The organism is Bacillus sp. N12A5 (assembly GCF_026790125.1).
Classification (GTDB): Bacteria; Bacillota; Bacilli; order Bacillales; family Bacillaceae; genus Bacillus.
On sequence record NZ_JALAMR010000019.1, the window covers coordinates 22,272 to 47,172 of the forward strand.

The 24,901-nt window shown below is 46.7% G+C and carries 19 protein-coding genes and 2 pseudogenes; 17 read left to right on the top strand and 4 right to left on the bottom strand.

All coding sequences use genetic code 11. The annotated features are described in order from the left end of the window. Positions 1-34: 34 nt before the first annotated feature. The 4 genes from MOC09_RS17980 to fnr all read left to right on the top strand — a co-directional run bounded on the left by MOC09_RS17980 (position 35) and on the right by fnr (position 4,267). Positions 35-463, top strand: a complete 429-nt coding sequence (locus MOC09_RS17980) for a DUF1934 domain-containing protein (protein ID WP_268371363.1) — start codon at positions 35-37, stop codon at positions 461-463. Next, positions 460-2,130: an arginine--tRNA ligase gene (argS, locus tag MOC09_RS17985; protein ID WP_268371366.1), complete on the top strand. Its 1,671-nt coding sequence runs from the start codon at positions 460-462 to the stop codon at positions 2,128-2,130. Before MOC09_RS17980 ends, argS begins: the two co-directional genes overlap by 4 nt. 134 nt (positions 2,131-2,264) lie before the next feature. Beyond that, on the top strand, positions 2,265-3,452 hold the full coding sequence (gene narK, locus MOC09_RS17990) for a nitrate transporter NarK (protein WP_268371368.1): 1,188 nt from the start codon (positions 2,265-2,267) through the stop codon (positions 3,450-3,452). A gap of 98 nt (positions 3,453-3,550) precedes the next feature. Continuing rightward, complete coding sequence (gene fnr, locus MOC09_RS17995) at positions 3,551-4,267, top strand: fumarate/nitrate reduction transcriptional regulator Fnr (protein ID WP_268371370.1); 717 nt, start codon at positions 3,551-3,553, stop codon at positions 4,265-4,267. A 33-nt stretch (positions 4,268-4,300) separates the two neighbouring features. On the opposite strand, the gene MOC09_RS18000 is transcribed toward fnr, so the two are convergent. Beyond that, positions 4,301-5,020, bottom strand: coding sequence for a YwiC-like family protein (locus MOC09_RS18000; RefSeq protein ID WP_268371373.1), 720 nt, complete (start codon positions 5,018-5,020; stop codon positions 4,301-4,303). Between the two features lie 143 nt (positions 5,021-5,163). Here MOC09_RS18000 and arfM point away from each other — a divergent pair, with 143 nt between their 5' ends. From arfM to MOC09_RS18045, 9 genes and pseudogenes are all read left to right on the top strand, one after another. Next, the gene (gene arfM / locus MOC09_RS18005; RefSeq protein ID WP_268359968.1) at positions 5,164-5,640 is read left to right on the top strand and encodes a Crp/Fnr family transcriptional regulator ArfM; all 477 of its coding nucleotides are present in this window, start codon (positions 5,164-5,166) and stop codon (positions 5,638-5,640) included. A 213-nt stretch (positions 5,641-5,853) separates the two neighbouring features. Continuing rightward, positions 5,854-9,540 (top strand): nitrate reductase subunit alpha, encoded by a 3,687-nt coding sequence (locus tag MOC09_RS18010; protein ID WP_268371376.1) that lies wholly within the window; start codon positions 5,854-5,856, stop codon positions 9,538-9,540. Beyond that, on the top strand, positions 9,530-10,993 hold the full coding sequence (narH, locus tag MOC09_RS18015; protein ID WP_268371378.1) for a nitrate reductase subunit beta: 1,464 nt from the start codon (positions 9,530-9,532) through the stop codon (positions 10,991-10,993). Before MOC09_RS18010 ends, narH begins: the two co-directional genes overlap by 11 nt. Before the next feature lie 25 nt (positions 10,994-11,018). After that, positions 11,019-11,573: a nitrate reductase molybdenum cofactor assembly chaperone gene (gene narJ / locus MOC09_RS18020; RefSeq protein WP_268359971.1), complete on the top strand. Its 555-nt coding sequence runs from the start codon at positions 11,019-11,021 to the stop codon at positions 11,571-11,573. Then, positions 11,570-12,241 carry a respiratory nitrate reductase subunit gamma gene (narI, locus tag MOC09_RS18025; RefSeq protein WP_268359972.1) on the top strand — a complete coding sequence of 224 codons (672 nt, stop codon included), beginning with the start codon at positions 11,570-11,572 and terminating at the stop codon, positions 12,239-12,241. Before narJ ends, narI begins: the two co-directional genes overlap by 4 nt. A gap of 82 nt (positions 12,242-12,323) precedes the next feature. Next, a pseudogene (locus MOC09_RS18030) lies at positions 12,324-12,674 on the top strand (YitT family protein); the annotation flags it as partial. A 102-nt stretch (positions 12,675-12,776) separates the two neighbouring features. After that, entirely contained in the window at positions 12,777-14,279 is a 1,503-nt protein-coding gene (gene cls / locus MOC09_RS18035; protein ID WP_268359973.1) for a cardiolipin synthase, read from the top strand. An 88-nt stretch (positions 14,280-14,367) separates the two neighbouring features. Then, positions 14,368-16,095, top strand: a complete 1,728-nt coding sequence (locus MOC09_RS18040; RefSeq protein WP_268359974.1) for an ABC transporter ATP-binding protein — start codon at positions 14,368-14,370, stop codon at positions 16,093-16,095. A gap of 9 nt (positions 16,096-16,104) precedes the next feature. After that, a pseudogene (locus MOC09_RS18045) lies at positions 16,105-16,275 on the top strand (dihydrofolate reductase family protein); the annotation flags it as partial. A 97-nt stretch (positions 16,276-16,372) separates the two neighbouring features. Here MOC09_RS18045 and MOC09_RS18050 read toward each other — a convergent pair. From MOC09_RS18050 to cls (MOC09_RS18060), 3 genes are all read right to left on the bottom strand, one after another. Next, positions 16,373-16,645 carry a hypothetical protein gene (locus MOC09_RS18050; protein ID WP_268359975.1) on the bottom strand — a complete coding sequence of 91 codons (273 nt, stop codon included), beginning with the start codon at positions 16,643-16,645 and terminating at the stop codon, positions 16,373-16,375. A gap of 80 nt (positions 16,646-16,725) precedes the next feature. Further along, a complete protein-coding gene (gene uvsE, locus MOC09_RS18055) occupies positions 16,726-17,688 on the bottom strand; it encodes a UV DNA damage repair endonuclease UvsE (RefSeq protein ID WP_268371381.1) in 963 nt (320 codons plus the stop codon). 12 nt (positions 17,689-17,700) lie between these two features. Then, a complete protein-coding gene (gene cls / locus MOC09_RS18060; protein WP_268359977.1) occupies positions 17,701-18,891 on the bottom strand; it encodes a cardiolipin synthase in 1,191 nt (396 codons plus the stop codon). 153 nt (positions 18,892-19,044) lie between these two features. On the opposite strand from cls (MOC09_RS18060), the gene MOC09_RS18065 reads away from it, so the two are divergent. The 4 genes from MOC09_RS18065 (at position 19,045) to pyrG (ending at position 24,851) form a co-directional block, all read left to right on the top strand. After that, the gene (locus tag MOC09_RS18065; RefSeq protein WP_268371383.1) at positions 19,045-21,162 is read left to right on the top strand and encodes a heterodisulfide reductase-related iron-sulfur binding cluster; all 2,118 of its coding nucleotides are present in this window, start codon (positions 19,045-19,047) and stop codon (positions 21,160-21,162) included. After that, positions 21,159-22,298: an acyl-CoA dehydrogenase AcdA gene (acdA, locus tag MOC09_RS18070; RefSeq protein WP_268359979.1), complete on the top strand. Its 1,140-nt coding sequence runs from the start codon at positions 21,159-21,161 to the stop codon at positions 22,296-22,298. Before MOC09_RS18065 ends, acdA begins: the two co-directional genes overlap by 4 nt. A 182-nt stretch (positions 22,299-22,480) precedes the next feature. Further along, positions 22,481-23,002 (top strand): DNA-directed RNA polymerase subunit delta, encoded by a 522-nt coding sequence (gene rpoE / locus MOC09_RS18075; RefSeq protein WP_268359980.1) that lies wholly within the window; start codon positions 22,481-22,483, stop codon positions 23,000-23,002. 241 nt (positions 23,003-23,243) lie between these two features. Further along, positions 23,244-24,851 (top strand): glutamine hydrolyzing CTP synthase, encoded by a 1,608-nt coding sequence (pyrG, locus tag MOC09_RS18080; RefSeq protein WP_268371385.1) that lies wholly within the window; start codon positions 23,244-23,246, stop codon positions 24,849-24,851. The last annotated feature ends 50 nt before the right edge of the window (positions 24,852-24,901 follow it).

Below are 24,901 nucleotides of genomic sequence, written 5' to 3' on the forward strand. Positions count from 1 at the left end.
AGTCAAAGTGGAATGATGAAAAGGACGTGTCAGAATGAAGCAGGAGACACCGATAACACTCCATGTGAAGTCTGTGATCGAGGATGACGGTAATCAGGAAGTCATCGAATTCCGCACCACCGGATTTTACTATGTAAAACAAAATAAAGTGTATCTATCTTATTATGAAGAACACGACTTAGGCAAAGTAAAAACGATTGTGAAAGTGAGCGAAGGCGAAGTGCTGGTCATGAGGTCAGGCGCTGTCAAAATGAATCAGCGTTTCGTAACGGGAGCTGCCACAATTGCTAAATATAAGATGTCATTTGGTGAGCTTGAGCTGAAAACAAGCACAAAATCGATACATTCTGATCTCGGTAAAGAAAAAGGCCGTATCAGCATCGCATATGACATGCATGTCGGAGACGAGCAGCAGCATTTACATAATATGACGATCACGTATGAGGGAGGAACTCACGCATGAACATTGCGGAACAAATGAAGGACGTGCTGAAAGAAGAAATCAAAGCGGCCGTTCTGAAAGCGGGACTGGCTGAAGAAAGCCAGCTTCCTAATGTCGTTTTAGAAACACCGAAAGATAAAACACACGGCGATTACTCAACAAATATGGCGATGCAGCTGGCGAGAGTCGCAAAAAAAGCGCCGCGCCAAATCGCTGAAGAAATTGTCGCTCATTTTGATAAAGGAAAGGCCTCGATTGAAAAACTGGATATCGCCGGCCCGGGTTTTATCAATTTCTATATGAACAATCAATATTTAACAAAGCTGATTCCGTCTGTATTGGAAGCAGGGGAAGCATACGGGGAAACGAACATCGGAAACGGTGAGCGCATCCAGGTAGAATTCGTATCAGCGAATCCGACGGGAGACCTTCACCTCGGCCACGCGCGCGGTGCAGCTGTCGGTGATTCCCTGTGCAATGTTCTTTCAAAAGCGGGCTATGATGTGAGCCGCGAATACTACATTAACGATGCCGGAAACCAAATCAACAACCTGGCGCTTTCTGTTGAAGTCCGTTATTTTGAAGCGCTCGGCTTGGAAAAACCGATGCCTGAGGATGGCTACCGCGGCGAGGATATCATTGCAATCGGAAAGCGTCTCGCTGAGGAATACGGCGACCGTTTCGTCAACGAAGAGGAAAGCGAACGCCTCGCGTTTTTCCGTGAATACGGCCTGAAATACGAGCTGGAAAAGCTTCGCAAGGACTTGGAGAACTTCCGTGTGCCGTTCGATGTGTGGTATTCCGAAACGTCACTGTACCAAAACGGAAAAATCGACACGGCGCTTGAAGCGCTCCGCGAAAAAGGCCATGTCTATAAAGAAGACGGCGCGACTTGGTTCCGCTCCACGGCGTTCGGCGATGATAAAGACCGTGTATTGATCAAGAAGGACGGCACGTACACGTACCTGCTGCCTGATATCGCATACCATAAGGACAAGCTTGACCGCGGCTTTGATAAGCTGATCAACGTTTGGGGCGCCGATCACCACGGCTACATCCCGCGTATGAAAGCGGCAATCGAAGCGCTGGGCTATGAAAAAGGAACGCTTGAAGTAGAAATCATTCAGCTCGTACACCTTTACAAAAACGGCGAGAAAATGAAAATGAGCAAACGGACGGGTAAAGCGGTAACGATGCGCGACCTGATTGAAGAAGTCGGCTTGGATGCCGTTCGTTACTTCTTTGCGATGCGCAGTGCGGATACGCATATGGATTTTGACTTAGATCTTGCTGTATCAACATCTAACGAAAACCCTGTGTATTATGCACAATACGCACATGCCCGTATTTGCAGCATGCTTCGCCAAGGGGAAGAGCAGGGACTTAAGCCGGCGGCGGATCTTGATTTCAGCCATATTCAATCAGAAAAAGAATATGACCTGCTGAAAACGATCGGCGGCTTCCCAGAGGCAGTGGCGGAAGCGGCGGAAAAGCGAATTCCGCACCGTGTCACAAACTATATTTATGATCTGGCTTCTGCTCTGCACAGCTTCTACAATGCAGAGAAGGTCATTGATCCTGAAAATAAAGAGAAGAGCCGCGCACGCCTGGCTTTAATGAAGGCAACGCAAATTACGCTGAACAACGCGCTTCAGCTGATCGGCGTATCGGCTCCGGAAAAAATGTAATTGATGACGAAAGGGCAAAGTCTTCGGACTTTGCCCTTTTTTATGAGGAAAACGTGTGATGTAATTCACAATCCTGTTTGCTGAGTTTTTGTATGATAAGACTGATTATTGAATCATTGAAAGGGGCAAGCCAAATGATCAACCGTCAACACATTCAATTATCGTTACAGTCATTAAGCTTGGTGGCAGGGTTTATGGTTTGGGTTCTGATTTCATCACTTATTTCCCAAATCACATTAGATATTCCTTTAAGCAAAGGCGAGATTTCTTTGGTGACGGCGATTCCCGTGATTCTTGGATCGCTACTCCGCATTCCTTTAGGGTATTTGACGAACAGGTTTGGCGCGCGGCTGATGTTTATGATCAGCTTCATCCTGCTTTTGCTTCCGGTGTTTTGGATCAGTATCGCGGATTCTTTGTTTGACTTAATCGCGGGCGGTTTTTTCTTAGGGATCGGGGGAGCGGTATTCTCCATTGGAGTGACATCCCTTCCGAAGTATTATCCGAAAGAAAAGCACGGTGTCATCAATGGGATTTATGGAGCCGGAAACATCGGAACCGCCATTACCACATTTGCGGCGCCTGTTATCGCACAAACTGCGGGCTGGAAAGCAACCGTGCAGATGTATATGGTGCTGCTGGCTGTCTTTGCATTGCTGCACGTATTGTTTGGAGACCGGCATGAGAAAAAAGTGAATGTTTCCGTAAAAACTCAAATCAAAGCCGTTTATCGAAATCATATTCTGTGGTTTTTAAGCTTGTTTTATTTTATTACGTTTGGCGCCTTTGTCGCCTTCACCATCTATCTGCCGAACTTTCTGGCGGGGCACTTTGGGCTGAATCCAGCGGACGCCGGTTTGCGGACGGCTGGCTTTATTGCCGTCTCCACGCTGCTCAGGCCTGCGGGCGGATTCCTGGCTGATAAAATGAGCCCGCTCCGCATCTTGATGTTCGTATTTGCGGGGCTTACTTTATCAGGCATCATCTTATCATTTTCGCCGACGATCGGCCTTTATACGTTTGGGTCATTAACGGTGGCAGTCTGCTCAGGCATAGGAAACGGGACCGTTTTTAAACTGGTGCCTTTCTATTTTTCGAAGCAAGCGGGAATTACCAACGGGATTGTGTCTGCTATGGGCGGATTAGGAGGTTTTTTCCCTCCGCTGATACTGGCGAGTGTCTTTCAGGCAACAGGCCAATACGCGATCGGCTTTATGGCGCTTTCAGAAGTAGCGTTAGCGAGCTTTGTTCTTGTCATATGGATGTATTGGCAGGAAAGAATGAAAACGCACATGGAGAGAAACAGTCAGAGCGTCAACTAGCAATGGCATTCACAAGATTGTTAGTTTTTTCTGGGTGGGTGCAAATCAATTCACGTTACAATAAACATACGCAACGTGACTTTCTTCGAGGTGAGCTCATGAATTTTCTCTCTGTCCGACCATCTGATAGTGACTTTCTTTCCAGCAGTCTGCATGAATTGCTGGAATCAATCAGCACGAAAAGAAAAATGGAAAAACACACGTATTTGTTTCGAGAAGGAATGGATGCAGAAGAGCTTTATCTGATTCAATCGGGACTCATTGAAATCGGCAAGCTGACGTCTGACGGAAAAGACCTGACGCTTAGAATCTGCCAAAAAAACGATATCGTCGGGGAATTAACACTTTTTACTGAGGAACCGATATATATGCTCAGTGCAAAGGTGCTAGAGGATGGCGAGGTGCTCGTCATTAATAAAAACAAGCTGGAAAAGGAATTAATCCAAAACGGTGCTTTGACATTTGAGTTTATGAAATGGATGAGCACCCATCTCCGGAAAATACAGTCCAAAATCAGGGATCTGCTGCTTCACGGCAAAAAGGGTGCGCTCTACTCCACTCTTATCCGCTTATCAAACAGCTATGGGGTGGAACGAAGCGACGGCATTCTGATTAATATTACGCTGACAAATCAGGATTTGGCAAAATTTTGCGCAGCAGCAAGAGAAAGTGTCAACCGCATGCTGGGAGATCTCCGCAAACAAGGGGTTATTTCGATAGACGAATCCGGAAAAATTATTTTGCACAAGCGGGATTTTTTACGATGCGAGATTGAATGTGAAAACTGTCCGCTGGAGATTTGCAATATTGACTGAGAAAACCAAGGGCCGCTGGCGGTCCTTGGTTTTTCATCTTGTGATAAAGAGACACATGACGGCGAAAAAGACGCAGGCATTCACAATTTCCAGAATGCCGACCGTTTTGACAGGCCAATTCCTTCCGTGAAAAAACCATGCCCGCAAACTGCTTGGGACAAAAGCAAGAAATGCCCATCCTGCTCCGAGAAGAGCCGCTAGAAAGGGGAGCAGCAGGTGATATCCCCATGACCAGTATGCAAATGCCCTGTTTTTTCTCTCCCGTATCACCGACTTCACATAAAAGGAACTCCCGATAAAAAATAAAGCGGATTGCATGAATATAAACCAAGCCCAGCCGTCGAGTGTTCCAGTCCCCAGCCAGCAGCTTGCAAGCCCGCCTGAACAAAAGAACAAGACACCCGCAATATCATTCACTAGCGCCCGTTCGTTTTTTCGGCGGGCATAATACATATGGATGAGAAACAGCGGCAATAAAGAAACGCCAACCCAGAAGAGCGGCGGCTTATGAAAAACAGAGACAATCAAAAAGCAGCAGGCCGGAAAACCGTAAAACCATATCCACTTTTGATAGGGTTTGATTTGTTTCTTTTTCAAGGCGAGCGAAACGGGATAAACCGCCAAGTAAAGGAAAAGCCAGCCTAGGAAGAGCGGAATATGCCAGAAAACAGGGCCTCCCTTGACCATCCCGAGCAAAAATGGAATCAGCAGCATCGCCCATGCACCGTGCTGCTTCGGAATTAGCGCCTTCATCAAAATCCTCCTTTTTTATTTTATTATAAATGCTGTCATCCTCCAGATGAGTGACATTCATCATACAAGCTGTGAAATACATCACTGCTGTACAGGCTCAATCGGGCTACACTAAAGCTATCCTTAACACAGGAGGCTTTCCTATGAATCAGTGTGACTATTTATTTTTTCTGAAACAACTTCCCATGTTTAATGAAGTGCCTCAATCCATTGTCGAAACCTTGCTGAAAAATGGGACATTTATCTGCGGCTTATGTGATCAGTCTCCATCCTTTCTTCATTCTCAATCCGTCTATATTGTATTAAAAGGAAGTGTCCGTTTTATGGACAGCAGGCTCCCTGAAGGATCGAAAACCGTTGCGCTGTGGGAAAAAGGCGATGTGTTTCCGATTGATGAAAAAGGCGGGCTGTATTTATCGCCATTTATCTCAGTCAATGCCTCTCCTGATATTCTAATACTCAATATCCCTTATTACATATTTAAGAAAATGATGTCTTACAATGCGCAGCTGCAAATGAACTTTTTGGCCATGCTTCAGCAAAATGTCTTTTGTTCCTATCAATTATTTTTGCGGTACCTGCATACCTCACAGGATGAAAACGCCGAGCCCGGTTCCTAATGAGAACCGGGTGTTTTGATCTTACATGACAGGCGGCTAATGAGGAGGCCTTCCTGATCGCCGCGTTCATTACATCCTGTGAAAGTTCTTCCTTCTCCCATGTGTGAACATTTTGTGAAAAAAGCAGAGTGTGTGACATAGTTCACAAGGAAACACGCTGTCTCTGTTTATAGTGGAACTTAGCATCACCTGACTCGGAAGGAGTGAACTCTTATGAAGAAAAAGAAAATGAGTCCGTTGTTTAGGAGATTACATTATTTCTCTCCTATCGAACACCATTCAAATAAACATAGCCAAACCACCCGCGAAGATCGCGATTGGGAGAATGTATACAGAAACAGATGGCAATACGACAAAGTCGTTCGCTCCACCCATGGCGTCAATTGCACGGGGTCTTGCAGCTGGAATATCTATGTGAAAAACGGCATTGTCACATGGGAAGGGCAAAACCTAAATTATCCATCAACAGGCCCCGATATGCCTGATTTCGAACCGAGAGGCTGTCCGCGGGGGGCGAGTTTTTCATGGTATATCTACAGCCCGCTTCGTGTGAAATATCCATACGTGCGCGGTGTGCTGATTCATTTGTGGCGGGAAGCACTGCAGACGCATCAAAATCCATTAGAAGCCTGGAAATCGATTGTGGAAAACCCTGAAAAAGCGAAGTCCTATAAACAGGCAAGAGGAAAAGGCGGGTTTGTGCGTGCCGAATGGCCGGAGGTGCTGAAGCTGATTTCAGCCTCTCTGCTGTATACAGTGATGAAATACGGGCCAGACCGGAACGTCGGTTTTTCTCCGATTCCGGCTATGTCCATGATCAGCCATGCCTCAGGCTCCCGGTTTATGTCGTTAATCGGCGGCCCTATGCTCAGTTTTTATGACTGGTATGCGGATCTTCCCCCGGCATCCCCGCAAATCTGGGGTGACCAGACGGATGTTCCGGAAAGCAGTGATTGGTACAATTCGGGCTATATCATCACATGGGGCTCCAACGTTCCATTAACGAGAACGCCTGACGCGCATTTTTTGGCGGAGGCCCGCTATAAAGGCGCTAAGGTCATTTCGATCAGTCCGGATTTTGCAGAATCCTCAAAGTTTGCGGATGACTGGCTGAGTATCCGCCAAGGGACTGATGGGGCGCTTGCGATGGCCATGGGTCATGTCATTTTGCAGGAATTTTACGTGAACCAAGAAACTGAACGTTTTATTGAGTACGCGAAGCAATACACCGATTTTCCATTCTTCGTCACCCTGTCAAAGGAAAATGGCGTATATACAGCGGGCCGGTTTCTTCATGCGAAGGACATCGGGCGGCAGACAAAGCATGATCAGTGGAAGCCTGCAGTCTGGAATGAACAGACAGGCGCATTTGCCATACCGCAGGGGACAATGGGCTCGCGCTGGGATGGGCAGCAGAAATGGAACCTGCACATGATTGATGAAGAAACCGGGGAACCGATTGAACCCCGTCTCTCTGTGCTGGGAATAGAAGACGAAATCGGCACGGTGCACATCCCGTATTTTTCAAATGACGGAAACAAAGTGCTTGATCGGGATCTTCCTATTAAAAAAATGCACCTGAACGGTGAAGAGACGTACGTTACGACTGTGTTTGACTTGATCCTGGCTAACTACGGCGTGAACCGGGGCATCGGCAAACGATCAGCTGTCTCCTATGATGATCCTGAGCCGTTTACGCCTGCCTGGCAGGAACAGATGACAGGAATCAAAAAAGAAGCTGTCATTAAAATTGCCCGAGAATTTGCCCAGAATGCGATCGATACAGACGGCCGGTCCATGATTATCGTAGGAGCGGGGATTAACCACTGGTTCAACTCCGACACAATCTACCGGGCAGTGTTAAATCTTGTTTTACTGGTAGGCGCCCAAGGCGTAAACGGCGGAGGCTGGGCCCATTATGTGGGGCAGGAAAAGCTCCGTCCTGCTGAAGGATGGCAGACGATTGCAAATGCAAAGGACTGGGAAGGCGTGCCTAAACTGCAAAACGGCACCTCATTTTTCTACTTTGCGACAGACCAGTGGCGTTACGAGGACCAGCCGATCAGTGACCTGGCTTCACCGATCGCTGCGTCATCCCGCTACAAGCACCACGCCGATTACAATGTGCTGGCGGCGCGGCTAGGGTGGCTTCCGTCATACCCGACTTTTAATCAAAACGGCATCGATCTGTACAAAGAAGCTGAAAAGGCAGGGGCGGCAACACCTGAAGACGTAGGTGCGTACGTGGCCTCACAGCTCCAAGAGAAAAAACTGAAATTCGCAATTGAAGATCCTGACAATGAAGTGAATTTTCCTAGGAATCTCTTCGTATGGCGAGCGAATCTGATCTCCAGCTCAGGAAAAGGGCACGAATATTTTCTCAAGCATTTGCTGGGGACGACGAACGGTTTGATGAATGACGACAGCGACAGCATCCGTCCGGAAGAAATCAAATGGCGGGACCAGGCACCGGAAGGAAAGCTCGACTTATTAATCAATCTTGATTTTCGAATGGCTGGTACGGCGCTATATTCCGATATCGTGCTGCCGGCGGCGACATGGTATGAAAAACACGATCTCAGCAGCACGGATATGCATCCGTTTATCCATCCTTTTGCTCCGGCCATCTCGGCTCCGTGGGAATCGAAATCAGACTGGGATATTTTTAAGGCTCTGTCAAAAGCCGTTTCCGATCTGGCAGAAGAAGTCGATATGGAGCCGGTGAAAGAAGTGGTCGCGACGCCGCTCCTCCATGACACCATGCAGGAATTAGCCCAGCCGTTCGGCAAAATCAAGGACTGGAGCAAGGGCGAATGTGAGGCCATACCGGGAAAATCGATGCCAAATATCCAAGTTGTTGAACGGGATTACAAGCACATTTTTCATAAAATGACCGCGCTCGGTCCTAACGCCGCTTTAAAGCCGAGCGGAACAAAAGGAATGAGCTGGTCGATAGCCGATGAATATGAATCACTCAAAAAGAGACTGGGAGACATCACCTCGGACAGCGTCGCAAAGGGATGTCCAAATATAAGTGATGCAAAGCAGGCAGCAGAAGCGATTTTAACCCTATCATCCACTTCGAATGGAAAGGTCGCCGTCAAAGCATGGGAATCACTTGAAAACATCACAAACCTGAAACTGAAAGACCTGGCGGAAGAGCGCGAGGAAGAATGCTTTACGTTCGAACAAATTACAGCCCAGCCGAAAACGGTTATCACGTCTCCGGCATTTACCGGCTCAGAAAAAGGCGGACGCAGGTACTCGCCGTTTACGACGAACGTAGAAAAATTAATCCCATGGCGAACACTGACTGGCAGACAATCCTATTATGTCGATCATGAACTGATGATGGAATTCGGTGAAACGATGGCGACATTTAAACCGATCCTCCAGCATCGTCCGTTTCTGAGCAAGCGGCCTGATCAAGAGGGGAAAGAAATTGTCCTCAATTATTTGACGCCGCATAATAAATGGTCTGTCCACAGCATGTATTTTGATTCCCTGCCAATGCTGACGTTGTTCCGCGGCGGGCCGACGGTGTGGATGAATAAAGATGATGCAGAGGACACGGATATCAAAGATAACGATTGGATTGAATGCTTTAACCGAAACGGTGTTGTCGTCGCGAGAGCGGTTTTGTCTCACCGGATTCCTAAAGGAATGGCGTTTATGCACCATGCCCAGGATCGCCACATCAATGTGCCCGGCACGAAACTGACAAATAACCGCGGAGGCACCCATAACAGCCCGACAAGGATACACGTCAAGCCGACGCAGATGATCGGGGGCTATGCCCAGCTCAGCTACGGCTTTAATTATTACGGTCCAACAGGGAATCAGCGCGACCTGAACGTCGTCATCCGCAAGCTGAAGGAGGTCGATTGGCTTGAAGATTAAAGCGCAAATCGGTATGGTCATGAACTTGGATAAATGCATCGGCTGCCACACGTGCAGCGTCACCTGCAAAAACACGTGGACAAACCGTGCCGGTGCGGAATATATGTACTTTAATAATGTAGAAACAAAGCCGGGCATCGGCTATCCGAAGCAATGGGAGGACCAGGACAAATATAAAGGCGGCTGGACATTGAAAAAAGGAAAGCTCGAGCTGAAATCCGGCCCGAAAACGAATCGGCTTGCAGGCCTTTTCTATAATCCGAATCAGCCGACGATTGATGATTATTATGAGCCTTGGAACTATGATTATGAAACATTAACAAACAGCCCGCAGAAAAAAAACCAGCCAGTGGCTCGCCCGAAATCGTCCTTGACCGGAGACTTTATGAATATTGAATGGGGACCGAACTGGGAGGATGATCTCGCAGGCGGCCACATAACGGGGCTTGAGGACCCAAACGTGCAAAAAATGGAGGAATCGATCAAAACAGAATTCGATGAAGTCTTTATGATGTATCTGCCGCGTATTTGTGAGCACTGCATCAACCCGGCTTGCGTTTCCTCCTGCCCGTCCGGCGCCATGTACAAACGCGAGGAAGACGGCATTGTGCTTGTGGATCAAAACGCATGCCGCTCATGGAGATATTGCGTTTCTTCCTGTCCTTATAAAAAAGTCTATTTTAATTGGCAAACGAACAAAGCGGAAAAATGCACACTCTGCTTTCCGCGCTTGGAGGCGGGACTGCCGACCATCTGCTCTGAGACGTGTGTAGGCAGAATCCGCTACCTCGGCGTCATGCTGTATGACGCGGACAAAGTGGAGGAAACAGCATCTGTTGAAAATGAAAAAGATCTCTATCTTTCCCAATTGGATGTTTTTCTTGATCCGAATGATCCTGAAATTGCCAAACTGGCAAAAGAACAAGGCATTCCGGCTGAATGGATAGAGGCCGCGCAGCAATCGCCGATCTATAAAATGATCATCGACTGGAAGATTGCGCTGCCGCTTCACCCTGAGTACCGCACACTGCCGATGGTTTGGTACATTCCGCCGCTGAGCCCGATTATGAATCTCTTTGAAGGAAAAGGCAGCCGGCAGTCCGCGGAAGATATTTTTCCGGCTATCGACCAAATGAGAATACCGATAAACTATTTGGCGCAGCTGTTAACGGCCGGTGATACGGATCATATTCGGTCAACATTAAAGAAAATGTCTGTCATGCGCCAGTATATGAGAGCGGTCCAGACGAATAAAACCGTCGACCCGGCACTGATCTCCAGTATCGGCTTAACAGAACAGCAAATTGAAGACATGTATCGGCTGCTTGCAATCGCCAAATACGATGACCGCTTTGTGATTCCAAGCAGCCACCGGGAAGAAGTGTCAGATTTATATGCTGAACAAGGGAGCTGCGGCTTGTCATTTTCTGGCGGCCCAGGCTCTTGCTTCTAACTTTTGATAAATGAGGTGTAACAAGATGAACACCACAGACCGGCAAATCACGTTTTCTGCTCTTTCCTATCTTCTTTCTTATCCGGATGAAGAGTGGAGAGCCGAGCTTCCCGATTGGAAGGCTCTTATCCATGAAATGAACAATCAGCAAATGTGTGAGAAGCTGTTGCACTTTTTCGATGCGACAGCCGGCTTTTCTCAGGAAGCTCTGATTGAACACTACGTCTATACGTTTGACTTCGGGAAAAAAACGAATATGTATGTCACCTACTTTAACTCAGGCGAGCAAAGGGAACGAGGCATTGAGTTGCTGCATTTAAAAAACACATACCAGCAATCCGGCTTCCTGCCGACAGAGAAAGAGCTGCCTGATTACCTGCCGCTTATGCTGGAATTTGCCGCGATTGCGGAAATTGAAGCAGCAAGAAGTGTGTTTGAGAAATATTTGTCCAATGTGAGGGAGCTGGCATCCCGCCTCGAAAAAAATGACAGCATCTATGCGGAGCTGCTGCACGTGCTGCTGGCCGCGCTGGGAAACATCGGCGTGCGTGAAAGCATTGAAGGGGCTGTTCAGGCATGAGCGGACAGATCCTGTGGGGCGTGATGCCATACATTGTATTGACGATTTTTATCGGCGGCCATATTTACCGCTATCAGCATGATCAATTTGGCTGGACGGCGAAATCAAGCGAGCTGTTAGAAAAGAAAAAACTCGCGGCGGGCAGCACCCTTTTTCACTGGGGCATACTGTGTGTCGTCGGCGGCCACATCATGGGAATTCTGATCCCGGTAGGCGTGTATTCTGGAATCGGCATTTCAGAGCATGTGTATCATAAAATGGCGATTGGCGCAGGCCTCCCGGCGGGAATTGTGGCCTGTATCGGACTTATCATCCTGACGTACAGAAGGCTGTTTGACAAAAGAATCCGCAAAACCAGCTCGCCTGCGGATATTCTTATTCTCATTCTGCTGCTGTTCATGATGCTGTCGGGCGTTGCGGCCACGTTTCTCAATATTGATTCGAAGGGATTCGATTACCGGACAACAGTCGGGCCGTGGTTCAGGGAAATCGCTTTGTTCAGGCCTGACGCCTCTTTGATGGAGAGTGTCCCGCTATGGTTTAAGTTTCATATTGTTATCGGATACGTTGTTTTTATTCTGTGGCCGTTTACGAGATTGGTTCACGTGTTCAGCCTGCCGCTCAAATATTTGACCCGCAGCTATGTCGTATATCGAAAACGCTCGTAAAAATCCCCCCTGAAAGAGGGGGATTTTTTTATCTTGGTGAAAAAATAAAAACGCAAGATATTTTCTGCCAAGGCAATGGCTCTCTTTTTCGCCGCTTGCCGGGGCAATTTGCGGCGGGGCGCTGATTGGATTCGGCCTTTCGCTCATGTTTTATCATCAGGCTTCACTCGGCGGCGCCAATATTCTTGCTTTATTTCTGCAAAAACGGTATGGATGGAACCCCGGGACAGTTCATTTTCTCTTCGATTTAGCCGTAGTGCTGGCCGGCATCTTTTCCGTCGGCTTGCTGATAGGGGGCTGCTCCTTAGTGTCGATTGCGGTCACGGGCCTGATCGTCAGCTACTTCAAAAATAAAATCAAAAGCGGCCACTCCCTCAAGCCTGGTTTGCTCCAGAACCTCACATCCGGCCAATCACAGGAAGCCTCATCATAAGCCTTTCCGCCTTAGACGGAGAGGCCATTCTTCTGCAAAGGTTTACACATTAGAAAAAAGAGGTAATACGAAGGTAATCGAATCAGAATGGAGAGAGTATGGATGCTGAAACGGAGACTGGAGTTTTTCTTTTTATATATGATGCTTATCGGGGCATATGTCATATGGTTTTTTCCGGTTTCCAGGCTTGAATTTTACGGGGGAGTGCTTTGCTATACAAGCATTATTTTGTTCAGCATCTATTCGTTAATTCTTGAGAACCGCACCTCGCAGCACACGCTGTTATGGATTCACATCCTTGTCTTTTTTCCAATCGTCGGCTACATGTTTTATCTGTTTTCCGGACAGCTCTATGTGAAGGGGAAGCTGTTTAAGACAAAACGAATGTACAACAGGGAAAAGCTCAGAAAGCTGTTTGACATGGAGGAAACGCCGGAAGTGACAGGGCTTAAGGACAATCAAGAACGGTTCTTTACGTATTCCATCAGGGCTGCCCATATGAATATCAATACGAAAAGCAATATCAAAGTGCTGAAAAACGGCGAGGAAACCTTCCCGGACATTTTCAAAGCGATGCGGAAGGCGAAATCCTATATACATATTGAATACTACATGTTTAAATCAGACATGCTCGGCCGCGGCATGATGGACATTATGATGGAGAAAGCGCGCCAGGGTGTCGAGGTGCGGTTTTTATATGACGCTGCAGGAAGCATCAAGCTGGCAAGAAGAGATATCATGAAAATGAAACAAGCGGGAGTGGACATTGTTCCGTTTTCTCCGCTGAAATACGGATTTTTTAATCAGAAGCTGAATTTCAGAAATCACCGGAAAATCGTGATCATCGATGGAAACATCGGTTTTGTGGGCGGATTAAATGTCGGGAAGGAATATATCAGCAGAGATCCGCACATCGGGTTTTGGAGAGATACTCACCTGCGGCTGGAAGGAGAAATTGTGCAAACGCTTCACGCTATTTTCATGCTGGATTGGGAATATGTCTCCAACGAAGTGTTAATTGATCAAGAAGAGTACAATAGGCCGGTTCCTGTTGAGGGAGGGGGCATTTATCAAATTGTCGCAACAGGCCCTGACATGAAGGAAAGCATGAGCGACCTCTATTATGAAATGATTTCCTCAGCACAGAAATCAATATGGATTGCCACGCCCTATTTTGTCCCGAATGAGTCCATACGCACGGCGCTAAAAGCTGCGGCGACAAAAGGCGTAGAGGTAAGGATTATGGTGCCGGAGAAGAATGACAGCTTTTTAACGGAATACGCATCGAGATCCTATTTTCCAGAACTGCTTCTTGAGGGCATTGAAGTCTATTCCTATCAAAAAGGCTTCATGCATCAAAAAGTCATCATCGTGGATGGAGATCTCGCCTCGGTTGGCACCGCGAATATGGACATGCGCAGCTTTCAGCTCAACTTTGAAGTGAACGTATTCTTCACGGATACGGAAGCCATTCGTACCCTTGAAGACCATTTCGAAGAGGATATGCTGGATAGTGACAAACTCAGCCCAGTCGGCTTTTATAAAAGAGGAATGGCTGACCGGACAAAAGAATCGTTTGCCCGTCTGTTTTCGGGGGTTCTGTAAGAAAAAAGAAATCTGATCTTTCAAAACTGCCGGTGTATAGTATAATTGAGAAAAATTATCAGTTATTTATGCATTGGGGGAAGATAGGGTGCTTCGGCAATTTTTTTCGTATTATAAACCATATAAAACGTTGTTCTTTCTCGACTTTTTCTCGGCGATTGCGGGAGGCTTAATGGAGCTGAGTTTTCCTTTGATCGTCAATTATTTTATTGATACCTTGCTTCCTGGAAGAGACTGGGGACTGATTATCGCCACCTCAATCGGCTTATTTGCGGTGTATGCGCTCAGCTCGGCTCTCCAGTATATCGTCACATACTGGGGGCACATGCTTGGGATCAATATCGAGACTGATATGAGAAAGTCGCTTTTTGACCATTTGCAAAAGCTATCATTTAAATTTTACGACAACAACAAGACAGGAACGCTGATGTCGAAGCTGACGAACGATTTAATGTACATCGGCGAAGTTGCCCATCACGGACCGGAAGATTTATTCATTGCCGTCATGACCATTCTCGGGGCGTTCGGGGTCATGCTGTTCATTAACTGGCAGCTGGCATTATTAACGTTTATCATCATGCCGATTGTCATTTGGCTTGCGCTTTATTTCAACAAAAAAATGACCAAAGCATTTACAACACTGAACAAAGATATCGGAGACTTCAGCGCGCGTGTAGAAAATAATATCGGCGGCATTCGGCTCGTGCAGGCGTTCGGCAATGAAGCGTTTGAAAAGGAACGCTTTGCCGTCAACAATCAGCGTTTCCGTATCACAAAGCTTTCCTCATACAGAATCATGGCGAAAAACGGTTCAATCAGCTATATGCTGACCCGGTTTGTCACGCTGTTTGTCCTCTTGTGCGGAACGTGGTTTGTCATTCGCGGCTCCTTATCGTATGGGGAATTCGTGGCGTTTGTGCTCCTGACGAATGTGCTGTTCAGGCCCATTGACAAAATTAATGCCATTATCGAAATGTATCCGAGGGGCATCGCCGGTTTCAAAAGCTATATGGAACTGATGGAAACAGAACCGGATATTCAGGATTCTCCTGATGCGAGAGACGTATCCGGCCTAAAGGGCAATATCCGCTATGAACATGTTTCATTTGGCTATGATGACCATCACAACGTCCTCAAAGACATTAACCTGTCCATTCAAGCAGGGGAGACGGTTGCGTTCGTCGGCCCGTCAGGCGCGGGAAAATCAACGCTTTGCAGTCTGCTTCCGCGCTTTTATGAAGCATCGGAGGGTGACATTACCATCGACGGCATCAATATTAAAGACATGACGCTGTCTTCGCTGCGGGGGCAGATTGGTGTCGTGCAGCAGGACGTTTTCTTATTTTCGGGCACGCTTAGAGAAAATATCGCCTACGGCCGTTTAGGCGCATCGGAAGAAGACATTTGGCAGGCTGTGAAGCAGGCGCATCTGGAAGAGCTTGTCCATAGCATGCCTGATGGATTGGATACCATCATCGGTGAACGCGGCGTGAAGCTTTCCGGCGGGCAAAAACAGCGGCTGTCCATTGCACGGATGTTCTTGAAAAATCCATCGATCCTGATTCTGGACGAAGCGACCTCGGCCCTTGATACAGAAACAGAAGCGGCGATTCAAAAGGCACTTCAAGAATTGTCGGAGGGGCGCACGACGCTCGTCATCGCCCACAGGCTGGCGACGATCAAAGACGCAGACAGAATTGTGGTGGTTACAAAGAACGGGATCGAAGAACAAGGACGCCATCATGACCTGATTCAAGCCGGCGGTCTTTACAGCAGGCTGCATCAAGCGCAATTTGGGCAAATGGTGCAGCAATAGGAGGGAAATATGGATAGGAAAAATGTGCTGTACATTGCGGTTTCGTTGGACGGGATGATCGCAAGAGAAGATGGAAGCATTGATTGGCTGGATGAATTTGAAGGTGAAGGCAATAACGGGTACATTGCGTTTTATCAGACTGTAGATACCGTCATCTTAGGCCGGAGCACATATGAACACAAATGAAAAAAAGCTGCGCTTAAAATTCGGACAGGCGGTTTATGTAAGACCATAACAAAAAGGATAGACAAGATGTCTATCCTTTTTAATATGTAAGTTAAAGCGCTTCTCTTTCAGCAGGCTCGATAATATTTTTGAATTTTTCAACCAGCTGTGACGCTTTTGTTCCTTCCACTACAATCAGATATTCTTTTTCATTATGAGCCATGCGGAACGTTTCAAGCTCAATTAAGCTTTTGATTTTGCACATTGTTTTCTTTGAATAAATATAAACCTCGTGGCTACCGGAATGGCACATTTTATAAAGATGAATCAAATTTCTTAAAGTAAATGCCTGCGCGGCTACTTTCAGAGACTTGATGTTTTTCATGATCTTTCTCCTCCATCGATTGTTGTCTTATATAGCGTATGTTCCCAGAGCGGACGAACTGTAAACCTAATTTTGCACATTTATGATTTCCATTGGAGAGCCCCGCCGCCGATGCGTTTGACACCGCGGATGGAGCTTAACTCATCCATCAGGCGGAAAAGCGCCTTGTCTTTCTGCTTTGCTTCGATCATGAAATCTATATTCGTTCCCCATTGCCTAAAGCGTTCTAACAGCGGCAGCAAAAAGTTGGCGTCAACATAATCGGCATGGCTGCGTATGGCTTGCTCCGATTTTGGGGAAGACAGGTGAACCTTTGGCTGCAGCCCGATTCGCTCCCACGTTTTGATCATCCGGGGCAGTGCTTCATTCAGGTCTGCGTGATCATCTGGGTTGGCGTAAAAATGATGAAAGTCAAAGACAAACGGAACATTCTCTTGCTCACAGACCTGAAGCGTTTCTTCCGTCGTATATGTTTTATCGTCATTTTCAAGCGTCATCCGCTGTTTGATCTCCTCCGGCAGCTGCTTCATATTTTGATGAAATTGAGCAGTGGCGGTTTCTTTATCTCCGTAAGCGCCGCCAATATGAATGTTGATAACAGAGCGATCAGCAATGCCCATGGCTTCAAGCATACGGTAGTGATACGCCATATCAGTTACCGCATTTTGTGTGACGGACTCCTTCGGGCTCGTAAACAGGGTGAATTGATTGGGGTGAAAGCTTGTTCGCAGATGATGTGTTTTAACAAGCTCTCCGATCTCCCGAAACTCCTTTTGAAACGGCGTCACAAAATCCCACATTACATCGGGATGCGTGGCCAGCGGCACAATCGAACTGGAAAAGCGGTACAACGGAATGTCGTGGCCGATGATATAGTGAAGGGTTCTCATCGTATTGCGCAAATTGGCTTTTGTCACAGTCAGAAGCGCTTCTTTTCTTTCATCCTTTGCAAGCTTGGAATAACGTGCGAATGTCAATGTTTTAGCGGGAGACGCATCCCAAAGGCTCATCGCGTTTGAAACGAACCCGAATCTGAAAATCATAGGAACTCTCCTTTATAAAAAATAAGATATTGCTCTGCCAATCCATTCAGCCGGGCGCTGCCTGAATGTGCGTTTTTTGAAATTCTCCTTTGTCAGCAGCTCTGACCTTTTCATATCCTCTTCAATCGTCGCATAGACTTCTTTTGTAAATGCCTCATTATCGATTTCAACATTCACCTCTTCATTTAAAAAAAAGCTTCGCTGATCAAAATTGGCGGTGCCGATAATGCTGAAATGATCATCAATGATCAGGGCTTTCACATGATAAAACCCTTGGTAAAAACGGTAGATGAGACAGCCGGCATCCAAGAGCTCCGAATAATACGTGAAAGCTGCTTCTCTGACCAACGGATGATCTGATTTCATCGGTACAATTATGGTAACCGCTACACCGTTTTTTCTTGCTTTAACCAAGGCCTGCTGAAGCGGTTTTGTCGGAATATAATAAGGTGTGCAAATGGTAATGCGCTCTTTTGCCTGCGCGATATTTGCCAAATACGTTTTTTCAAGTGAATAACCGTCAGTCGCATAAATCTTATGAGAGATATTCCCTTGCGAAAGCTCCGGCCAAACATCCGGACTCAGTTCAGCAGATCCGGTATTTCGTTTCAGGTCGGCTGTAAATAGCGTCTGAAGATCGCGGACACCCTCTCCCTTCATGCGCAAATGATAATCCTCCCAATTGCCGAACTTCGCCTTCTTCCCAAGGTATTCCTCACCGATGTTAAAACCGCCGATATACCCGATCTTCCCGTCTATCACAGCAATTTTCCGGTGATTCCGTTTTTGTATATGAAAAAAGACAAAAGGAAAACGAGGTTTGTTAAGAAAATGAACATGAACCCCGGCATTTTTCATCGTTTTCAGTGCCGGTTTTTTTATTTTTTGGCTGCCTGACCAATCCAGCAGCAAATAGACGGAAACGCCCGATTTAGCTTTTGCCTTCAGCAGCGTAAACATATTGTGGCTGACTTCATCGTTTTTCATAATAAAAAACATCACGTGAACAGAGGAAACGGCCCGGCGGATGTCTTCCATCAGCCGATCGACAAGATCAGCGCCGCAGTGGATCAATTCAATATCACTCTTCTTTTTTGAAAAAACAGGCTCGTACGCGTTTTTTTTATAAACGGCGCGTCCCAAGAAGATATCAAGCAGAATGAAAGCCAATAGTATGATGAGAATGACGAAAAATATCTTCATCCCGGCACTCCTTTCGTAGTAAAGGTAGTGTGCCCGAACAGCAGGAATTTAATTATTGACTGAACACTCATTCATTATTTATCATTAAGATAATCTTAAACAGATTCGAGGGTAGGGGATCGCGGTCTTTATCAGTAAAAAGGGGGAATTGAAATGAGCGGCTTTCTCATCGCAAATGCTTTGTTATTTCTGGTTGTAACCGCTTACGCTGTCTATTTGTTTGTTTACTTGGTCAAAACGAGACTGGCCTATATCAGGCTCGGCCAGAAAGAACAATTTGATAAACGGATTAAGGAACGGCTCCAAGCCATTTGGGTGAATGTATTCGGGCAGAAAAAACTGCTTAAGGACAAGAAAAGCGGAATGATTCACGTTATGTTTTTCTACGGATTTATATTGGTTCAGTTCGGAGCGATTGACTTTATCATCAAAGGACTGGCTCCCGATCGGAATCTGCCGCTTGGCCCTGTCTATCCCGCCTTCACCTTTTTTCAGGAAATCGTTACGTTTCTCATTTTAATCGCTGTGGGCTGGGCATTCTACAGACGTTATATTGAAAAGCTCGTCAGGCTGAAGCGCAATTTCAAAGCAGGGCTTGTTCTCATTTTTATCGGAGGGTTAATGCTGACGGTTCTGCTTGGAAACGGAATGAATCTGATCTGGCATGAGCACGGGCTTTCGTGGAGCGAGCCGATTGCTTCATGCATCGCGTTTTTGCTTGGCGGAGTCGGGAAAACCGGCGCAGCGGTCATTTTCTATATCGCATGGTGGGTGCATCTTCTGTTTTTGCTGAGCTTTTTAGTGTACGTGCCTCAGTCGAAACATGCCCACTTAATCGCCGGACCTGCCAATGTCTTTTTCAACAGAATGGAATCGGCAGGAAAGCTTGAGAAAATCGATTTTACCGACGAAACGAAAGAAAGCTATGGAGCGGGGAGAATTGAAGATTTCAGGCAGTCCCAGCTGCTTGATTTGTATGCGTGTGTCGAGTGCGGCCGCTGCACCAATATGTGCCCTGCAACAGGCACCGGAAAAATGCTGTCGCCGATGGACTTGATTTTGCGTCTCAGAGACCATCTCACGGAAAAAGGCGCCGCCGTCACCTCACGTTCGCCATGGGTGCCCGCGGCAGCGTTCCGGCATACGAGAGGCAATCAGCTGGCTGCAGCGTCAGCGGGCAGCGGATCGCAGGAAGCTGCCGCCGCGCTGGATTACAATCCGAGCTTAATCGGCGACGTCATAACAGAGGAAGAAATTTGGGCGTGTACGACTTGCCGGAATTGTGAGGATCAATGCCCGGTCATGAATGAACATGTAGATAAAATCATCGATCTCCGCCGCTATCTTGTACTGACAGAAGGAAAAATGGACAGTGACGCACAGCGCGCCATGACGAGTATCGAGCGGCAGGGAAATCCGTGGGGCCTCAATCGCAAGGAGCGAGAAAATTGGCGTGACGCCGCCTCCGATGCTGAGATTCCGACTGTAAAAGAAATGAAAAAAGAAGGAAAAGAATTTGAGTACCTTTTTTGGGTCGGCTCCATGGGGTCTTACGACAACAGAAGCCAGAAAATCGCGGTCTCCTTTGCTAAGCTGCTCAATCACGCGGGCGTGTCCTTCGCGATCCTCGGAAATAAAGAAAAAAATTCAGGAGACACACCGCGCCGCCTCGGAAATGAATTTTTGTTCCAGGAACTGGCTGAAAAAAATATTTCTGAATTTGAAAAAAATGATGTCAAAAAAATCGTTACGATTGATCCGCACGCATACAATTTATTTAAAAACGAGTATCCGGATTTCGGCTTTGAAGGCGAGGTTTATCATCATACAGAAGTGCTGGCCGAGCTGGTGAAGAATGGGAAATTAAAGCCGCAGCACCAGCTTCATGAGACGATTACCTTCCATGATTCGTGCTACTTGGGCCGGTACAACGAAGTTTATGATCCGCCGAGGGAGATTTTAAAAGCCATTCCAGGTGTAGAGCTGATTGAAATGGAGAGAAACAGGGAAACCGGCATGTGCTGCGGCGCCGGCGGGGGATTAATGTGGATGGAGGAGGAAACGGGCAACAGGATTAACGTCGCCAGGACAGAGCAAGCGCTCGCGGTCAGCCCATCGGTGATCAGCTCTGGCTGTCCGTACTGTCTCACGATGCTTGGAGACGGCACAAAGGCGAAAGAAGCCGAAGACCAAGTCAAAACATATGACGTCGCCGAGCTTCTGGCTCAATCCGTCTTAGGTGCTGATATGATTATGGGGGAGAGACCATGAATTTTTCATTATCAGAAGAACACGAGATGATACGAAAATTGATGCGTGATTTTGCGAAGCATGAGGTAGCCCCGACAGCGGCAGAACGCGACGAACATGAACGCTTCGACCGCGAGCTGTTTCGGGAAATGGCAAATTTAGGGCTGACGGGAATTCCGTGGCCTGAAGATTACGGCGGAATCGGAAGTGACTATCTGGCCTATGTCATCGCGGTGGAGGAGCTGTCGAAAGTGTGCGCATCCACCGGTGTGACGCTTTCTGCCCATATTTCACTTTGCAGCTGGCCGCTGTTTGCCTTTGGGACGGAAGAACAGAAGACAGACTACTTAACACAGCTGGCCCTTGGAGAGAAAATCGGCGCTTTCGCTTTAACAGAAGCAGGTTCAGGTTCTGACGCAGGCGGCATGAAAACAACTGCTGAACGAATCGGTGATGACTATGTATTAAATGGTTCAAAAGTGTTTATCACAAACGGCGGGATTGCGGATGTTTACATTGTTTTTGCAGTCACCGATCCCGAGAAAAAGAAAAAAGGCATATCCGCTTTTATAGTAGAAAAAGATTTCGAAGGTTTTTTGACAGGCAAGAAAGAAAAGAAGCTGGGCATCCGCTCGTCTCCCACAACGGAAATCACGTTCGAAGATTGTGTGGTGCCCGCAGAAAACCGTCTCGGAGAAGAAGGGGAAGGCTTCAAAATCGCGATGAAGACGCTTGACGGAGGCAGAAACGGCATAGCTGCACAAGCCGTGGGTATCGCTCAGGGTGCCCTCGATGCGGCGCTTCAATATGCAAAAGAGCGAAAGCAATTCGGAAAATCAATTGCCGAGCAGCAAGGTATCGCTTTTAAACTCGCGGACATGGCTACAATGATAGAAGCTTCAAGGCTATTGACCTATCAGGCTGCCTGGCTGGAATCATCAGGCCTTCCATATGGAAAAGCTTCCGCCATGTCCAAACTGCTGGCGGGAGATACGGCGATGAAGGTGACGACCGAAGCCGTGCAGATTTTCGGCGGCTACGGCTATACAAAAGATTACCCGGTTGAACGCTATATGCGTGATGCAAAAATCACGCAAATCTATGAAGGCACTCAAGAAATTCAAAGACTTGTCATCTCCAGAATGCTCGCGGATTGACGCAAATCATCTATCAGTCGGATCACTCTTGTAAAATTATTTAAATTAACGCTGTTAAGGGTAGCATATTCTGTTTTATTTTGTTTATAATGAGAGGTATGGTTTGTATAAGAACGATACAAAATCGCTTTCATTATTGATAAAACAGATACATATAAGTAATAGAAAGGGAGTGTCCGACCTTGGGTATCAAACAATATTCACAGGAAGAGCTAAAGGAAATGGCTTTAGTTGAAATCGCTCACGAATTATTTGAAGAACATAAAAAACCAGTTCCTTTTCAGGAGCTTTTAAATGAAATCGCATCTTTGCTCGGCGTGACAAAAGAAGAGCTTGGAGACCGCATTGCTCAATTTTATACAGATTTAAATATTGACGGCCGCTTCCTGGCGCTTTCTGACCAAACGTGGGGGCTTCGCAGCTGGTATCCGTATGATCAGCTTGACGAAGAAACTCAGCCGACAGTCAAAGCGAAAAAGAAAAAAGCGAAGAAAGCAGTCGAAGAAGATCTTGATCTTGACGAGTTTGAAGAGATCGATGAAGACGACCTTGATTTGGATGAAGTTGAGGAAGAACTCGATCTTGACGCTGACGATTTTGACGATGAAGATCTTGATGAAGACGACGACGATCTTGAGATCGAAGAAGATCTGATTGATGAAGATGATGAAGACTATGATGATGAAGAAGAGGATATCAAATAGTATAAGATTTCATCTTCAAAACGATCTTGACTTTCATAGTCGAACTATGTAGTATGTATTTTGGGCTCTTCAAAAACGAAGAGAGAACATAGTACGTTATGCTCCCTTTCAAGAAATTGAAAGGGAGCTTTCTTATTTTCACCCCTCATTTTTCTTATAAATCATTTAAAAGGCTAAATGATTTTTTATAAAATAGTACATTTTAAAAATGTAGCTAAGAGCGAAGAGAGGAGCAAACGAAATGACGAAATATATTTTTGTAACTGGGGGAGTTGTATCCTCACTTGGAAAGGGTATTGTAGCAGCTTCATTAGGACGTTTGCTGAAAAACCGCGGAATGAACGTGACGATTCAAAAATTCGATCCATACATCAACGTTGACCCGGGAACAATGAGCCCGTACCAGCACGGTGAAGTATTCGTAACGGATGACGGCGCTGAAACAGACTTGGACCTCGGTCACTATGAGCGTTTTATCGACATCAATTTGAATAAATTCAGCAACGTGACAACAGGTAAAATTTATTCAACAGTTCTTAAAAAAGAACGACGTGGAGACTACCTTGGCGGAACTGTACAGGTCATCCCGCATATCACAAACGAACTGAAAGACCGTGTTTACCGCGCGGGAAAAGAAACAAATGCAGATGTTGTCATTACAGAAATCGGCGGTACTGTCGGAGATATCGAATCACTGCCATTCCTTGAGGCGATCCGTCAAATGAAGAGCGATATAGGCCGTGAAAACGTAATGTACATCCACTGTACGCTTGTACCTTACATTAAAGCTGCGGGCGAATTGAAAACAAAACCGACACAGCACAGCGTAAAAGAATTGCGCAGCTTGGGCATTCAGCCAAACATTATCGTCGTTCGTACAGAAATGCCGATTTCTCAAGATATGAAAGATAAAATCGCGCTATTCTGCGACATCGATACAAAAGCGGTTATCGAGTGTGAAGATGCGGACAACCTATACTCCATTCCGCTTGAGCTTCAAAAACAAGGGCTTGATAAGCTTGTTTGCGAGCACATGAAATTGGAGTGCAAAGAGGCGGAAATGTCCGAGTGGAAAGAGCTGGTGAATAAAGTCAGCAACCTGTCTCAAACGATCACGATCGGCCTAGTCGGGAAATACGTTGAGCTTCCTGACGCATACATCTCTGTTGTCGAGTCTCTCCGCCATGCGGGCTATGCGTTTGACACGGATGTAAAAGTGAAATGGATCAACGCGGAAGAAGTGACAGAAAGCAACATCGAAGAGCTCACGAGCGGAACGGACGGCATCATCGTGCCGGGCGGATTCGGAGACCGCGGTGTTGAAGGCAAAATCGTCGCAACAAAATACGCGCGCGAAAACAACATTCCATTCTTGGGCATTTGCTTGGGCATGCAGGTTGCGTCTATTGAATACGCACGAAACGTATTGGGCTTAAAAGGCGCTCACTCAGCGGAAATTGATCCGTCAACACAGTACCCGATCATCGACCTTCTTCCTGAACAGAAGGATGTTGAAGATCTTGGCGGAACGCTTCGTCTCGGCCTTTATCCTTGTAAGCTTGAAGAAGGCACAAAAGCTTTTGAAGTGTATCAGGATGAAGTGGTGTACGAGCGTCACCGCCACCGCTATGAGTTCAACAACGAATTCAGACAGCGAATGGAAGAAAAAGGCTTCGTATTCTCAGGCACAAGCCCTGATGGACGCCTTGTTGAAATCATCGAGCTGAAAGACCACCCTTGGTTCGTGGCTTCTCAGTTCCACCCAGAGTTCAAATCAAGACCGACAAGACCTCAGCCTCTATTCAAAGGCTTTATCGGTGCGTCTGTCGAAGCTGCAAATCAGAAGTAATAAAAAAGACTTGCCGTTTGTCAAAAGCGTGATATTATCCCCTCTAAGTA

Coding starts and splice junctions, on each gene's coding strand:
- MOC09_RS17980 (WP_268371363.1), top strand. CDS start 35: ATGAAGCAGGAGACACCGATAACACTCCATGTGAAGTCTGTGATCGAG.
- argS (WP_268371366.1), top strand. CDS start 460: ATGAACATTGCGGAACAAATGAAGGACGTGCTGAAAGAAGAAATCAAA.
- narK (WP_268371368.1), top strand. CDS start 2,265: ATGATCAACCGTCAACACATTCAATTATCGTTACAGTCATTAAGCTTG.
- fnr (WP_268371370.1), top strand. CDS start 3,551: ATGAATTTTCTCTCTGTCCGACCATCTGATAGTGACTTTCTTTCCAGC.
- MOC09_RS18000 (WP_268371373.1), bottom strand. CDS start 5,020: ATGAAGGCGCTAATTCCGAAGCAGCACGGTGCATGGGCGATGCTGCTG.
- arfM (WP_268359968.1), top strand. CDS start 5,164: ATGAATCAGTGTGACTATTTATTTTTTCTGAAACAACTTCCCATGTTT.
- MOC09_RS18010 (WP_268371376.1), top strand. CDS start 5,854: ATGAAGAAAAAGAAAATGAGTCCGTTGTTTAGGAGATTACATTATTTC.
- narJ (WP_268359971.1), top strand. CDS start 11,019: ATGAACACCACAGACCGGCAAATCACGTTTTCTGCTCTTTCCTATCTT.
- narI (WP_268359972.1), top strand. CDS start 11,570: ATGAGCGGACAGATCCTGTGGGGCGTGATGCCATACATTGTATTGACG.
- cls (WP_268359973.1), top strand. CDS start 12,777: ATGCTGAAACGGAGACTGGAGTTTTTCTTTTTATATATGATGCTTATC.
- MOC09_RS18050 (WP_268359975.1), bottom strand. CDS start 16,645: ATGAAAAACATCAAGTCTCTGAAAGTAGCCGCGCAGGCATTTACTTTA.
- uvsE (WP_268371381.1), bottom strand. CDS start 17,688: ATGATTTTCAGATTCGGGTTCGTTTCAAACGCGATGAGCCTTTGGGAT.
- cls (WP_268359977.1), bottom strand. CDS start 18,891: ATGAAGATATTTTTCGTCATTCTCATCATACTATTGGCTTTCATTCTG.
- MOC09_RS18065 (WP_268371383.1), top strand. CDS start 19,045: ATGAGCGGCTTTCTCATCGCAAATGCTTTGTTATTTCTGGTTGTAACC.
- acdA (WP_268359979.1), top strand. CDS start 21,159: ATGAATTTTTCATTATCAGAAGAACACGAGATGATACGAAAATTGATG.
- pyrG (WP_268371385.1), top strand. CDS start 23,244: ATGACGAAATATATTTTTGTAACTGGGGGAGTTGTATCCTCACTTGGA.